Raw genomic sequence first — 15,618 nt, 5'->3', positions numbered from 1 at the left:
CGTCAATTACAGAAATGGTATGGTTTTTCAAGACGTTGGAATAAATACCCTGCGCCCGGCTATTCCTTCTCGTTGCTTTCCCGTCCAGCCATGCTGAATCGGTCACGATATTCCCCTGCTGTCCATCCCACCTGCTGCTTGAATACCAGCATGAAGTGCTTGGGACTCTGATGCCCGGATAACCGCGCTACGTCATAGATTTTGAGTCCCGTGTTGATCAGCAGCCACTTGGCCCGCTCCATGCGTGCCTCGGCGATGTATTCGGAGTAATTGGTCCCTGTTTCATTCTTGAACAGCTGGCTTAGATAGGTGGGGTTCAGATTAACAAGTGCTGCTATCGTCTGAAGTCGCAAATCCCCATCGGGGTGCTGCTTGATGTGCTCCTTCACATCTCGGATAATCTTCCGTGTATCTCCGCCAGCGTGCTCCTCTTTGCCAGATGACTCCGTGATTGGAAGGGTTGAAATGCCGTACTTGCGATCCAGTAGTAATTGAATTTTTTGGATGCATAATGCCAGTTCATGACGTTCAATCGGCTTCAGCAGATAGTTCAGTACCCCGTACTCCATCGCCCTGCGTGCATATTCAAACTCCCCGTAGCCGCTAATGATGATCATCAGCAGTTCAGGGTACATATCTCTCGCTTTGGATACCAATGTCAATCCGTCCATTTCACGCATGCGAATATCCGTGATTAACACATCCGGCACTTCACATCTCAGAAAATCCAGTGCCTCGGCTCCGCTCGAAGCTTCACCTGTTACCTGAAATTGAGGAGCGGCCTGTACAATCAGCTCTCTCAGTCCCTGACGGATGACCGTCTCATCCTCCACCAGCAATACTTTATACATGCGCTTCATTCCCCTTTCGGTTCAAGTTGAATGGATATCGTGACCGCCAGCCCCTGCCCAGGACTGCCATCGACGCTCAGGCTGCTGCCCTCTCCATACATGAGTCGGAGCCTTTGGGCGATATTGTTAAGCCCCAGCCTGTCCCCGGCATGGCAGCGCAATGCCTCACTGGAAGGCTGTCGAGCAATGGATTCATTTAATTCATCAATCTCTGCTTGAGCCATGCCTTTCCCATTGTCACGCACAATAATCAGCAGCTCATTAGCAAATTTCAATGCAGATACCCAGATCACCCCACCATCCGCCTGCCCTTCTATGCCATGGTAGACCGCGTTCTCCACCAGCGGTTGCACGACGAGCTTGGGAATCAGATACTCCGTCACAGCTTCATCGATGTCATAGATTACCTCTAGCTTGCCGTCATAACGTACCTGTTGAATGCGCACATAGGATTGTACAAAAGCCAGTTCTTCCTGAAGCGGAACCCTCCGGTCCACCTTATCAATCGTATAGCGCAGCAGCTTGCCAAGTGCCGTCACCATATCAGACACCTCCGCGTGCTTCTGGCGCACCACCATCATGTTGATGGACTCCAATGTGTTGTATATAAAATGGGGATTGATCTGGCTCTGCAATGCTGACAGCTCCGCCTCCCGCTCTTGAATGCCTAGCAAAAACACCTCGTTGAACAGTCGATTAATCTCTTCCATCATTCGGTTAAAGCCCCGGCTAATCTGCCCGAACTCATCATTGCTGAAATGTGCTACGCGCTGGCTAAAATCTCCCTGCTCCACCCGAATCATATTGTGCTTCAGTCGAATCAGGGGCCGAGTTATACGATAGGATAAAAGAACCGCGAGAATGGCTACGGCCGCCATACATAGCACAGCGAACCCAAACGTAAACGTAAGCATCTCTCCTGATTCCTTCTGAATAACGGCAATAGGCGTAAGGCTGATCACCGAAAGTCCTGAATAGCTGGAATGGTGCTGTACGTAGAGATAGGGCTTCCCATCAAGGACAACCTTCTGGTTTCCTGCGTATCCTTGAAGCTGGCCATGCGTTAACAGTTGGTCGTATGCGGACAGACCTCCGGTTGAGGTACGTTCGAACAGAAGACGCTGCTTGCTGTCGACAATCATCAGGCTCGCATTTTGCTCAAAGTTCAGATTGGATAAGAGTTGGCCGAAGGCTTCAAGTCGGATGTCGATCAGAATGTAGCCCAGTCGCTGGAGTGTACCCGGGTCACGAATCTCACGGGCAACCGATATATACGGCTCTTCCTGATTGCCTGTGTAATAGCTGGGTTCGTGCGGAGGAAGCAGACGCCATTCCCCTTCCGAACCGTCAAGCTCTGCAAACCAATGATCTGGTCTGCTGTCCCATACCGGATTGACCACTAACGAATCGAGATTAGAGAACAGAATGCCGCTGTTGCTGATTAGATGGATGCCACGAATTTCCGGTCGATCATACGCTTGACCGGACGTGTAAAGCTTCATTTTCAGATAATCATCGGACCTCGCCCATGTACCCGATCCCATCGGAGCATTGTATTTGCCCAGAATACCGAGCACCATCTGATCGTAGAGCGGCAAGAGCGACAACCTCTCGAAGTCCTTGACCAGCCGATTCAGATTGGTATTAATCTGGCGAACGATATCAATGGTGAACTGCTCCGTCTTGCGGTCAATCGTCTGCGAGAAGTGCAGGTAATTCACCACTCCCTGCAAGCTTAGTGGCAGCAAGGTTAGCGCCAGGAACAACAGGAGCAGTTTGGTGCGCAGATTCATGCTTCTTCCGAAATAACCCTGTACCTTGTCCATCATTTCCGTTCATCCCTCCCTTTCCCGACCATTGTATGAGCCCCCTTCACAGATCAATCTGGATATAACTGGGGTTCATCATATCCAGTTTTAATGATCGCTGGCTATCCTGCCAACCATGGGATTGGTACGGAATTTCAAGATTGAAGCCCAGGTTTCAGGCAAACGCAAAAAAGCCGACGGTATCGCTACAGTCGACTACTCTTCTATTGCATAAAAATAGCCGACTGCATTATGCAATCGGCTGTCTTTTCATAAAGTGTTTTTTATATTTGAAGCGATTATATTCATTAATTAGCTCGTCCAATACCATGGACTGTTGAAGGACTTTGTAGTCTTGCATGCCATGATATTCCGCCAAACGACTCAACTCATGCCTGTTCTGTTCGATTTGGTCTCTAATCTGCTTCGGTTCTCTCACAGCATGCACCCCCTCTTTTTAAAACATTTTAGGATACATTGCCAAAAAATTCATATTTTATTCCTTTGCAAAATAAAATGTTTGTTTACAGAGGGATACTTTCATAACACAAAATTTTGCATAGAGATATGAAACACTCTCATCACTACAATATGTGCGCAAAGATATTAAGATCATGTCTACATATAGTGTTCAAAAATGTTTAGTCGAAGAATTTAAGAACTGAATTTTTATCACTTTATTAATCAGTCTCTGATAACCATCCATTGGACGGGAGGTTATCATTGGAGTTGAATTAAGATAGTCTGAAAGGGGATCCTCAAAACTCAATTAAAGGAAATATCATCTCAGTCTATTCCATATTAAGTATAATCTCAGCAGATGCTATTTTCCACGTGAAATTAATACGAGTCACTTTAAAAATTAGAGCGCCCGATTTGATCTCCGTTATTTAATTTATGTCGTCATAAATTTCAAAATGTAAAAAAAACTTCCTTCTATTTCGAGTTAGTATGAGTTGTTTTATAAGTAACACTAGGTCTTTGGAGATTGTTAATAGTATGATAATTCAGGAATTGAATCACAGAATCAGGATAGGCGTAAGACGTTCTCTCATTCCGAACGTTTCCCCCAGACGATTCGAATTACAAATCGGTTCCATGTTCATCGCTATGTCATCGAGAGTGTTTAGGAGATTCTAAAATCTATTCAACACAGGTTATCTCCCCGGGCCAAAGCCATCCCGAAAAGCCATTGTCGATCGCTGAATCTACCCATGGATCTGCTTTCTGAACAGAGAAAGGCCCAATTAGAAAGCCAACTCACCTTCTCTCTGTTGTGACGCAGAGTCTGGGAATGGAAAGAATCTTTCTCTGAGTGGTTTAACTACTCTCGCAACATTCATGTAGCTCACTTGGGATTCAAACGCTGACTGGAGGAAGGCGAAACCATTGATCACCCTGCCGTCCGCAGCACATTGAAAATCATGCGAAACTGGCAAGAGGAGATCGTGGATTACCATCACTTGTCGTTTTACGAATGCGACAGTGGAAGGAAATCATAAACTGATTAAAACTTACAAGCGTCGGCACTACTTCACTCGTACTTGGGTGTGCTACAAAGCAGGTATTTTAGTCGAACGCTATCGACGATATTTAATAATTTGAAGAATTCAACCACTAATTTCTAGATTGAAAAAAATTGTTCAAGAAAAGAGCCTATCTTAGAAATGGCTAATTAATGTTAATTTAAGAATGTGGCGGTCTAAAAGACCTCTATGGCATGAGAGTCCTTTGTTTCTTTAAAGCAATCCATGTTACTAACAGGAAAAACATGGTATACGCTAAGGTAAACAGCATGCTTTTAGTTACAGAATAAATGTTAGGCATATCGTAGAATGATACAATTCCTCCATAAGCAGTATCTCTAAATAAAATAGGAAGCATTGATTTTTGAATAAATAAAGGTAAATACTGTCCTAAAGACCAACTATGGAACACTGATGATTCAATGGTTGGGTAGATAAAACCAACGATGATCCCCGCCATTAAACTTTTGCTCAAAACGGTGATGCAACCTGCAAACATCCCCCACAATAATAGACTTATAATAGAACCTAAAATTTGTAGAGAATAATCTTTAATCGTTATTATTTTCGTGTTTACTAAATCCATCGGAAGATTAAAAACAGCAGGAGTGACAAAGCTAAACATAATTCCTACAAGTATTGTCAGCAACATAAACAAAAGTATAAATGTAAATATAGCCATAACTTTTGTAAGCAGCACTTCTAAACGCGTCAATCCTTGAACCCATAATTGTCTGAGCGTAAAGCTACGGTATTCTATTCCAAATATCAGCGCACCAATGATAGAGATTACTATTGGTCCTAGGGCATTTACAGAAGCCAGCGAATAGGCTATTGCCATTTTAGGACTCAAGATAAATAACATCGCGGATAAAGAACTGCTGGAAGGTTCTGAACCACTGATAAATTGATATGTTTGTTCCACAGAATATCCACTATTATTCATAAATGCATGGAATGAGTTTTGAAAATTTGATCCGACACTTAAATATGTGTATATAACAAATACTAGGAAGATCACAGTTGACCATATACTGAACGGGTGTTTAATAAGCTTAATGCATTCATTCGTATACGATTTAATCATTATTCCCCTCCTCTATAAGCTGATTGTAAATAGATTCCCATTCTTGTACATGATTCAAAGTAATCCATTCGTTAATCGAAACATTTTTTTGGTGTAATGAATCTTGAAAAGACTCAAATGTACAATTTTTATCAAGCGTAATTTGCCAAGAAAAACGATCTAACCTGTTTGCATTCAGTACTTCATCAAGTTCCAAAAGTTCATTCGTGCTAAACTCTGCATTTACTTTTATTTGAATTAATTTTGGTTGCACACCATTATTATAATCAGATATATCCAATTCTTTTTCAATTCGTCCATTAATCATCATACCAAGTCTATTACAGCAATGTTCTATTACATCCCACTCATGACTCGCTATAACAAAACAACATTCTTGATTTGACATATCTTGAATTACTTCTACCAACCTATTATAGGAGTAATTATCGAGTCCATTTGTTGGTTCATCCAAAAGATAAACTTTCGCATTCTTTGAAAGAGCAATAGCTAGTCCTAGTCGTTGTTTCTGACCAAAAGATAGCGTCTTCACTTTCTTTTTCATTATTTGTGGTGTTGTCAGATCTAGTTTTTTTAATATTTTCATTGCTCTTTGGGGATCAGGGGATAATAATCGTACATTATCGTTACCCGTTAAATGGGAGTAGAAAGAAGTGGGTTGGAATGACATACTCGTTTGATTAAATTGACTTAATTTCTCTTCAATATAAATATTTCCTGAGGTTGGTGAGAGCAGTCCAGCTAAGCTGGATAACAAAGTAGTTTTGCCAGAACCATTGATTCCTACCAATGCATAAACATCACCAGCATTGAGAGAAAGTGAAATATTATTTAGTATCAGATCATTTTTAAATTTGATCTTCAAGTTATCTACTTTCAGAATTCTGTTCATATTAGCTCCTTTCGACTCTCATCCTTTATACCAACAAATACTTGGATAAGGTCATTATATACCCATCCAAGTATTTGTGTTTTTCATATGTTTTCTAACTTATTGAGCAGTTGAGTTACCAGTCGAAGAAACATTAATTAGAATACGACTTGTAAACTCTGATCCTCCTGCGTGACCCCATGGTGTAGGAATTCCGCTCTCAAACAATACGCCTTGGTTCGTTTGACCCGTTGAAGTATATTTATAATTCCATTTGTTCTCTTCGTCTTTGAAACCGTAGAGCGGAGCAGTAGAATTATTTTGCCACAAATTACCGAAGTTTGTTATTTTACCGTCATCCCAAGTCCATTGAGCAAACGCTTCTTGAGTTGCAACTGTAATTCCATACAAATTTTTATAGCTTTTCAGCCAAGAATGAGTTGAAATTGTCGCAAATGTTGAAAACCCATCGTTATTTGCCCCCGGCACTGGGGCTACATATGATTCAGAACCAATAATTGAAGTATCCGGAATTTCCACGTTCTCCGCTGCGAATGTTGGAGCAACACTACCAAATGCTAATCCTGTACTCATAACAGCGACAGACAACATTTTTAAGAATGAATTTTTTTTCATTTTGGAATTCTCCTTTTTTTTTGGACTGAAAAACGTTAAAGATCAACCAGCAACACTTCAAAAATTACGCATCTAAATGTCGTTCACCTCCGTTTCCAGAAAAAGAAAAAGAACCGTCAATCTTTTTATAAAACTGAAATACAATATAATTGACCCCCAAAAAAATATTATAATATTTTGCAAAAAATAATAAAAACCTTATCTTATGAATAAATACCCATAAATAAAAAATTAGAGTAAGCAATACTTATTGGAAATAATTAATACTCACCATCAAAGACTGTACACAATCTCACATGTTCGGTATCGGTTTTTATTATATGTTCTCTGCAGGAAACTTTAGTTGTTCCTTTACCAATGATTTAACATCTTTCGGAATTGTCTTAAAATCACGTAAGTGTATTGTCTTTTACTTTTTAATATTCATGTTCATTCCTAAAGTAAATCGATTATACTCATTAATTAGCTCATCCAACGCCATCGACTGCTCAAGCACTTTTACATTTGGAATTCCATATTGATCTACCAAGCGACTCAATTCTTGTCGTCCTTGCTCTATTTGGTCTTTTAAGATACTCTGTTCTCTCATGGCATGTACCCCTCTAGGACATTCTAGAAAAACATTTAATATGAGTAAGCTATTAGTTTCACTAATGGCTATAAGTGCTTTTTAGAACATAATATGTTTTGCATGATATTGTAAAAACAAATCTTTAGAAAAGGCATTGCATTAATCCTTTTTCAAAACACAAAACAACCTACCTCAGAAGCAGATAGGCTGTTTGTTTTATTTTATATTTATCGTCTTAAATAATTGTGAATACGTCTCTTGCTAAAACAAACTATCTTGCTGTCTGTATTTTACGTATAAATCAACGCATTTTACTGTCTCAGAAAGTCGGTAAACTTAACTTTTCTATTACATTTTTGTACTTTCTGATCTGTGTTTCATTGGCTTCGCTCCTATACTCCCCGTACAAATCTAAACATTTAATACACATCAGGTCATCTTTACTTGAAGAAGAAAGCTCTAGACACATAATTAAGGCATCAATTCCAAGTGAATAATTACATTGGTTTATTTGATATTTCGCCAATTCATAATAAAAAACTCTATATCCATGGTCTATCATTTGATCGGTATAACTACCTTTATTATGAAAGTCCGTATTAAACAAATTAATCGGATGTTCAAACTTTTTCAAAGCATGATCAATATTAAATCCATACTGATTAGCTGCTTCCAATATATTTAGCAAACCAGTTAATATCTCTTCCGGATTGCTCTCTAAATATCCTAAATAAGGAAAAATTAAATTCTCCTGACCTAGCATTATTCGGAATGCATATTGATTCCCCTCTCCCCATTTCTTAAATAGATCTACTATTTTTTGATCCTCTTCTGTAGGATTCTCAATCTCAATTATCTCCATGTATTTTTGCAGATAATTTATAGCCTTGTCGTACTCCTTGCGGGTATCGTAAACGCTTGATATTAATAAATTTGCATAGGCTTCATATGTAAAAAGAGGATAGGCTGTTAGCCTTTTTTTAATTTTTCGCCTACGGGATTGAATTTTTAATTGAAATTCTGATTTTCGTTCCAGTTTCCGCGCCCATGCTTCGACCTTATCCCACAAATGTATCGTATTATACACATTGGCCAAGTCTTTAATTGCATCCAATTGCACTTCTTCATTTAATTTATCGATATAAGGTTCGAACTTTACTGCGGCATTAAGATTATCAAATTTATTCAGTGTTTTATGAAGCAGAAAAATACGGTATTGGCAAAGGGCCAACCGCTCCGAATGTTGATACTTCTCACTGTCTGCCACACATTCATATATAATGAGTGCAGATTCATTCATGCATTTATTATAAAGACTCTCTGCCACATCAAATAACTCATCAATATAGGATTGATCATCTGTGACATGAGTGATGACTTGTTTAATAATATCCAGCTTGCCAAGCTCAGCGCAACGATATATAAACGGTTCCAATCTTCTCCAATGAGGTGCAGACTCAATAAAACATTCCACACCATACATTTCGTAAAAATAACCCTGTGCCAAATCCATTGCTGATGTGATTTGGTCTAGTTGATTCATTGACATAAGTCTGGTTCCTTTGATGATCGCACTTAAAGTACCAACATTAATGTCAGCAATTTCTGAAAATTGCTGTAGTTTATATCCCTTATCCTTTAAATTATTTTCAATATAGAAACGTATTTTGGGCATCGTCTTCATCGTCCTTCCCCAGATAATTCACGATTGAAAAGTCGGTACACCTAATTTATCTATTAGTTTTGTATACTGCTCTTCCTGGATCTTACTGGCGCGATACCTATATTTTCCGTATAAATCAATGCATTTAATACACATCATGTCATCATTACTTGAGACAGATCGTTCGAAACTAGTAATTAGATGTTCTATTCCCTCACCAATCTGGTTTTGGTTTAATCTATATTTTGCAAGTTCGTAGAATAATCGAGTATAGCTAAAATTCAAATCATGCAAATTGTTCGTTCTTAGTACGTAGTTATCTAGCCTGTTCTTATCAAGATAATTATGGAATCTATCCAATGCGTAATTAATATTGTAAGAATACTGATTAGCACATTTCAGAATATATACGAATGCTCTTAGGATTTCCTTAGGATTCGCATCTAGATAATCTAAATAAACGTCTAGAACTTCGAAATCACCTAAAAATAATGTATATAAATATCGATTCCCCTTCGCCCACCCCTTTAATAACTTTATTAAATCTTGTTCTTCTTTAGTTGGATCTTTAATTTCATCCACAATATTCTCGTATATATCTGTGTGTTTTAATGCCTGTACATATTGTTTACGCTCTTCAGACACATTAGCCTGTAGCAGATTAGCATAAGCTTTATAAACAAATAAAGGATAAAAGGATTTCCTGCGTTTAATTTTATGCTTTTTATTTTGAAATTTAATTTGAAAGTTAACTCTCCGTTTCAATTCATTAGCCAGTTCAAAAACCTTATCCCATAGACTAATTGAAGCATATATATTAGCTAAATCTTTAATGGCATCCATCTGTACTTCCTCATTCAATTTATCAATATAGGGTTCAAACTTTATTGCCGCTTTAAGATTATCAAATTTATTCAGCGTTTTATGAAGCAAAAAAATGCGATACTGACATAAGGCCAATCGCTCCGAGTGTTGATATTTCTCACTGTCTGCCACACATTCATACAAAATAAGAGCTGCTTCTTTTAGTCCTTTAGCAAAAAAGTCTTCAGCCACTTCAAATAACTGTTCTATATAGGATCGATCGTCCGTCACATGAGTGATAACTTGTTGTATACAATCCAATTTACCAAGTTCAGCACACTCGTATAAGTATGGTTCCAAACGTCTCCAGTGGGGCGCGGATTCAATGAAGGATTCCACCCCATAACTCTCATAAAAATACCCTTTTTCTAATCCCATTGCAGAAGTAATCTGATTCAGTTGGTTCATAGACATTGGTCTGCTACCCTTAAGAATAGCACTTAATGTCCCAACATTAATTCCTATAATATCGGAAAAATGCTGCAACTTGAGATTTTGTTCTCTCATATATTTCTCAATATGTGCTCTTATTGTAGGTACCATTTCCATTATCACACCTCCATCATCTAATCACTTATAATTCAATAACATATAATAAATGTTATTTTAATCCTGTATTTTACATCGGTCAATCTATGAAAACACAAAAAGGCTTACTTCCGCATTCGGAAATAAACCAATAAAGTATCCATAGATAATATCTCTTATACCTTATTTTACAATACTCCAGCACCATGTCCTGATGGTGTGTATATCTGATTTTGCACATCAGACTGATTTATAGGGTAATTACTAATAATCACAACACTAAACAAGAGTATAGCCATGATTTTTTTTATTTTCATAATAGCCGTGAACCTCCTCCATTAGATTGCGATAGTTATTTTCCACTTCTTTAGATGCAAAAGACCTATACCTCTCAAAGAGAGCAACACATTGTATTATGTCATTAGAATTATTAATTCTAATAGCTGAACTCAGACAAGTGACAAGCTTTTTCATTCCTTCTGCGTACCGCCCTCTGTTAAAAAGATACATTGCCAGTTCAAATAAAAGTTTAGAGTATTGATCATTCTTTATTTGCTCATTGTACCCTTCAGTTAAGGTTTTATCACTCAGCATTAAATTAAAGGAATTATCAAATTTCAGTAAAATATAATCTACATCCATTTCAAATTTATTTGCTGCTTCAATAATTTTAACAAGAGCAGTAAGAGTTTCTCCTTCATTTTGTTCAACCCAAGCTAGATATACCGGAAGAACCTCTTTCTTCCCCATCATCAGATTATATAAGTAGGTGTTGGCCTCAGTCCACCTATTAAACATATCGATATAAACTATATCTTCGTCGCTAGAATTCAAAACACTAGCTAATTCAGCATTTTTTCTCGTATATAACAGTGCCTCAGTGTACTCACCTTTCCACTCGCATGCAGTGGCTTTGAGCAAATTTGAATATGCCTGGTACACAAATAAAGGGTAGGCTGTTACCCTATTCTCTTTGCTTATTTTTTTCTTAGTATAGGATTGGATGATTTCCGCTTTCCGTCCCAGATCATCAGCAAGTGAAAATGACTTGTCCCAATATCTCAAAGCCAAGTATGTATTCGCCAGGTCCTTGATCGCATCCAGTTGCCGCTCTTCATCCAGCCTATTAATATATGGCTCAAAATGAACGGCCGCCCTGAGATTTTCATGCTGATCCTGACCTAGAGATAGTGTGAAAATGCGATATTGGCACAACGCGAGACGTTCCGAGTGTTGGTATTTCTCACACTCCGCAACACATTCATATAACATGCGGGCCGCTTTCTTTTGTCCTCGTTCAAGCATGCCTTCTGCCATTTCAAACAATTCGGAGATATAGGAGCGGTCATCCGTCACTTGCTGGATGATCCTCTGAATACACTCCAGCTTGTCCAACTCGGCGCAACGTTGCAGGAAAGGCTCTAATCTTCTCCAATGCGGTGCAGACTCCACGAAACATTCCGCGCCATAGATTTCGTAGAAATGACCTTCCTCCAGCTTCATGCCTTCGGTAATCAGATCCAGTTGAGCCATGGCGATTGGCCTCGTCCCTTTGATGATTGCACTTAACGTTCCGGCGTTTACACCCGATATATCGGCAAAGTATTGCAGGGTATAGCCCTGTTTCCTGATGTAGTCCTCAATAAAGGAGCGTATCGTAGTTGTAGGTTCCATGTCTCCCACCTCCACAATGAAAATCCATAAATTTGAATTTCTATGATATGCACAATTTTAATCCTAAATTTTACAGCGGTCAATAAAAATCGTGGCAATTTCCTGCCATATATCCAGCGATGAGCAGTTTTAACCCGCCTTATAGAAAAAATCCATTAGAAGAATGCATGGCAACATGGTAAAGTTAGTTTTAGCTTGAATATCCTACTATTTCCATAGGATTAGACAACCCAGGTGCTTTTCCAATCCAATCCAAGGGGATGGTTAGATGAAATTTGCCTTATTTAGTCTCATGATGAATCTTCCAAATGCCGTAACTGGTGAATCATTAACGACACAACAGAAATTCCACAACATTTTGGAACAAGCCAAACTGGCCGAACGACTGGGATTTGATGCATATGGGATTGGTGAGCGGCATGGTGCTCCATTCCTGTCCTCTTCGCCGCCCGTTGTGCTCACCGCCGTCGCTGCTGCGACTTCACGGATCCGGTTGCTAACTACGGTCACTGTTCTCAGTATACTTGATCCGGTACGGGTTGCCGAGGATTATGCCACGCTGGATCAATTATCGGGCGGACGGCTGGAGATGATCATCGGGAAAGGCAATGATCCTCGGCACTATCCTCTGTTTGGCATTAGTGAAGAGGAACAATGGGATTCACTCGGTGAGCGCTACGAACTGCTGAAACGGCTGTGGACTGAAGAGAATGTAACCTGGCAGGGAACGTATCGCCCTCCCTTTCAAGATGTTACCACTCAGCCGAGACCGCTTCAGCAATCCATTCCGATCTGGCATGGCAGCGCATCGAGCACCCGCTCTACCGAGCTTGCAGCCAAGTATGGCGAACCGATATTTAGTTCAAATTCCTTCCACCCTCAGGCAAAATACAAAGCGTTAATTGACCATTACCGGGAGCGTCTCGATTATTATGGTCATGATGCGAACCGAGCGGTGGTCGGCTCCGGGGCAGGCAGCCTGTACCTCGCGAATACACGCGAAGAGGCCATCCGGCGTTATACGCCTTATTATGAAGCCTTTCATGCTACGGCCGCTGCGCAGCACAACCAGTCGCCCTTTAAGGACCTGGAGGATAACATTGCACATGGTCCTGTACTGATTGGTAGTCCAGAGCAGGTCATTGAGAAAATCCTCAATTATCATGCCGCATATGGACATCAGGTACTGAGCATCAGCGTGGATGGACTCAGCCATGCAGAGCAGCTGGAGCAGGTAGAACGATTTGCCCAGGATGTAGCGCCCGTGTTACGACGTGAAATCCCCAGTTTTATATGGAACGAGCCCCCGCTCCTGAACCAGTCTCTTCCCTCTTCCTCTTCGCCTTCTCCCGATTCATGGCCCCCAGCCATCTCACCGATCTTCCAGGTATAGCTCTCAGTTCGCCACATATTCCCCATTCATCCACAAGCCTTTTGCATTCAGGGTGATTCTTGCGAATCGCCCTATCCCTCTCTCAAGATGTCTTTCTCTATGATTTAAGACTTAATGCCTTCAAACAATGAAATCAACGAACGGTGCACGAATTCAGTATCCAACGGTTCGCCAGTCACCAGCATGCGATAGAACATCGGCCCATAGACGAGGTCTATGAATAATCCGATATCACAATCCTTTTTCAACTCTCCCCGTTCCAAGCCTTTCTCAATAATTCCCCACGCTTCGCGCCGACGCGGCTGAATGTATCTGGTTCGGTATTCTTCTGCAAGCCCCGGATCAGACTGTCCCTCTCCGATAATCTGTGTGATCACTTTTCCTTCCCGGCTGATCAAAAAATTAACCAGATTGCTCGCATGAATCCGCACATCCTCAAATACCGATCCGGTATCCGGTACAGGCAATCTTGCCGTTGCGGCAGACATATACCCATCCATAATGACAGCTCCTTTATTGGGCCACCATTTATATATCGTTGCTTTGCTTACCTGAGCACGTTCAGCAATCTTTTCAATCGTAATCGCTCCAAAGCCATGTTCCAGCAACAATTCATAAGAAGCTGCAAGAATGGCATTCTGGGTTTCCACATTGCGGGGACGCCCTCTTTTGGCAGTCATCATAAGCCCTCCTTGGCATAACCAAACCATCTGTGTTTCATAAAAACGATACGTTCATTATACTAAATCACCGATAAATTAAACAAATTCAATCTTATCTTACTTCGATATACAAAAATATTTCCACGCCTATTTACAATACTGAACGTTTAGTTTATTATATGTTTATAATTAGTAAACGCATCGTTTAGTAATCACAAATTTCAATATACGTGTACATTCATGAAAATTATTTTGAGAACATGTGGAGGATGATGATCTTGCAAAACGAAGTGAAGGCTAACCCGGTTCCAAGCTGGTTGATTTTACTTTTGGCTGCGGCGTGTGGGCTGATTGCGGCAAACCTGTACTATGCTCAGACGGTTATAGGACCGATCAGTGTTACAACAGGGCTTTCCTCTGCTGCTGCCGGACTGATTGTGACGTTAACACAGGTCGGTTATGTTATTGGCCTGCTGTTTATCGTACCGCTCAGTGACATTCTGGAGAATAAGCGGCTGGTCACTTTTTTCCTCATCATTCTGGTCGTTGCATTGATTGCCGCCGCCTTCTCTTCCCATGCCGTATTATTTCTGACAGCTTCTCTCGTTATCGGAATCAGCTCAGTCGTTGCGCAAATTCTGGTTCCCTATGCCACCTACCTCACTTCTGAAGAGCAGCGCGGACGGGTGGTCGGCAATGTGATGAGTGGTCTGCTGCTGGGCATCATGCTGGCTCGACCTGTCGCAAGTTTTATTACAGACGCATTCAGTTGGCAGGCTGTTTTCATTTTCTCTGCGATTGTGATTGCGTTGCTCGCACTGCTTCTGTCACGCGCACTTCCTGCACGTCAGCCACAACCTGCGATGAAGTATGGACAATTAATCCTGTCATTAGGTTCCCTGCTGAAAACATTTCCCATGCTCCGCCGCCGCGCCCTCTATCAGGCCAGTCTGTTTGGCGCCTTCAGCCTGTTCTGGACTACAGTTCCCTTACAGCTCGCCAATGAATATGGCATGTCCCAGCAGGGAATTGCCTGGTTTGCACTGGCAGGTGTTGGGGGTGCTATCGCAGCACCTATTGCCGGAAGATGGGCGGATAAAGGGTTCACCCGCATATTAACCGGAGTCGCCATGATCATCGCGGTTGCATCTTTTGGGCTTGCCTATTTGTTCCAGGGCCACTCTACCGCTTCCCTTATTCTGCTTGTGATCGTTGCCATCACGCTGGATATGGCAGTCTCGGGCAATCTGGTGCTGGGACAGCGCATCATTTATTCGTTGAGTGAAGCAAGAGGACGGGTAAACGGGATCTTCATGTCGATCTTTTTTGTAGGGGGAGCGATTGGATCATCTCTTGGCAGCTGGTCGTATGCACACGGGGGTTGGAGTCTCACCACATTGATTGGTCTGATCATGCCTCTGCTGGCACTCGGATATTATTTAACGGAAAAGAAAACTGCCGTCGTCAGCAAGGCTTAATTGGAC

At 40.9% G+C, this 15,618-nt stretch carries 13 protein-coding genes; 2 read left to right on the top strand and 11 right to left on the bottom strand.

The genetic code is table 11. The features are described from left to right. Positions 1–59: 59 nt before the first annotated feature. The 10 genes from P5G61_RS15025 to P5G61_RS14980 all read right to left on the bottom strand — a co-directional run bounded on the left by P5G61_RS15025 (position 60) and on the right by P5G61_RS14980 (position 12,079). Complete coding sequence (locus P5G61_RS15025) at positions 60–851, bottom strand: response regulator transcription factor (protein ID WP_301247290.1); 792 nt, start codon at positions 849–851, stop codon at positions 60–62. A 5-nt stretch (positions 852–856) separates the two neighbouring features. Beyond that, positions 857–2,680: a cache domain-containing sensor histidine kinase gene (locus P5G61_RS15020; RefSeq protein ID WP_301247289.1), complete on the bottom strand. Its 1,824-nt coding sequence runs from the start codon at positions 2,678–2,680 to the stop codon at positions 857–859. A gap of 229 nt (positions 2,681–2,909) precedes the next feature. Next, entirely contained in the window at positions 2,910–3,098 is a 189-nt protein-coding gene (locus P5G61_RS15015; protein ID WP_064642743.1) for an aspartyl-phosphate phosphatase Spo0E family protein, read from the bottom strand. A 1,274-nt stretch (positions 3,099–4,372) separates the two neighbouring features. Then, positions 4,373–5,272 carry an ABC-2 transporter permease gene (locus P5G61_RS15010; protein WP_301247288.1) on the bottom strand — a complete coding sequence of 300 codons (900 nt, stop codon included), beginning with the start codon at positions 5,270–5,272 and terminating at the stop codon, positions 4,373–4,375. Next, a complete protein-coding gene (locus tag P5G61_RS15005; protein WP_301247287.1) occupies positions 5,265–6,164 on the bottom strand; it encodes an ATP-binding cassette domain-containing protein in 900 nt (299 codons plus the stop codon). Before P5G61_RS15005 ends, P5G61_RS15010 begins: the two co-directional genes overlap by 8 nt. Before the next feature lie 99 nt (positions 6,165–6,263). Then, positions 6,264–6,779: a hypothetical protein gene (locus tag P5G61_RS15000; protein WP_109999318.1), complete on the bottom strand. Its 516-nt coding sequence runs from the start codon at positions 6,777–6,779 to the stop codon at positions 6,264–6,266. A 409-nt stretch (positions 6,780–7,188) separates the two neighbouring features. Continuing rightward, positions 7,189–7,368: an aspartyl-phosphate phosphatase Spo0E family protein gene (locus P5G61_RS14995; protein WP_109999319.1), complete on the bottom strand. Its 180-nt coding sequence runs from the start codon at positions 7,366–7,368 to the stop codon at positions 7,189–7,191. Between the two features lie 301 nt (positions 7,369–7,669). Beyond that, positions 7,670–9,034, bottom strand: a complete 1,365-nt coding sequence (locus tag P5G61_RS14990) for a helix-turn-helix transcriptional regulator (RefSeq protein ID WP_301247286.1) — start codon at positions 9,032–9,034, stop codon at positions 7,670–7,672. Between the two features lie 18 nt (positions 9,035–9,052). Beyond that, entirely contained in the window at positions 9,053–10,426 is a 1,374-nt protein-coding gene (locus tag P5G61_RS14985; RefSeq protein ID WP_301247285.1) for a helix-turn-helix domain-containing protein, read from the bottom strand. Positions 10,427–10,684: 258 nt separating this feature from the next. Beyond that, the gene (locus tag P5G61_RS14980) at positions 10,685–12,079 is read right to left on the bottom strand and encodes a transcriptional regulator (protein ID WP_301247284.1); all 1,395 of its coding nucleotides are present in this window, start codon (positions 12,077–12,079) and stop codon (positions 10,685–10,687) included. Between the two features lie 268 nt (positions 12,080–12,347). On the opposite strand from P5G61_RS14980, the gene P5G61_RS14975 reads away from it, so the two are divergent. Further along, positions 12,348–13,472: an LLM class flavin-dependent oxidoreductase gene (locus tag P5G61_RS14975; protein ID WP_301247283.1), complete on the top strand. Its 1,125-nt coding sequence runs from the start codon at positions 12,348–12,350 to the stop codon at positions 13,470–13,472. A gap of 104 nt (positions 13,473–13,576) precedes the next feature. Here the strand turns inward: P5G61_RS14975 and P5G61_RS14970 are convergent, their stop codons facing one another. Continuing rightward, entirely contained in the window at positions 13,577–14,152 is a 576-nt protein-coding gene (locus tag P5G61_RS14970; RefSeq protein ID WP_301247282.1) for a TetR/AcrR family transcriptional regulator, read from the bottom strand. A gap of 254 nt (positions 14,153–14,406) precedes the next feature. Between P5G61_RS14970 and P5G61_RS14965 the strand changes: the two genes are divergently transcribed. Next, positions 14,407–15,612 carry an MFS transporter gene (locus P5G61_RS14965; protein ID WP_435874196.1) on the top strand — a complete coding sequence of 402 codons (1,206 nt, stop codon included), beginning with the start codon at positions 14,407–14,409 and terminating at the stop codon, positions 15,610–15,612. Positions 15,613–15,618: the final 6 nt, after the last annotated feature.

This window comes from Paenibacillus vandeheii, from assembly GCF_030433635.1.
Taxonomy (GTDB): Bacteria; Bacillota; Bacilli; order Paenibacillales; family Paenibacillaceae; genus Paenibacillus; species Paenibacillus vandeheii.
The sequence above is the reverse complement of the archived record's forward strand: the minus strand, read 5'-3'. Positions and strand labels throughout refer to the sequence as shown.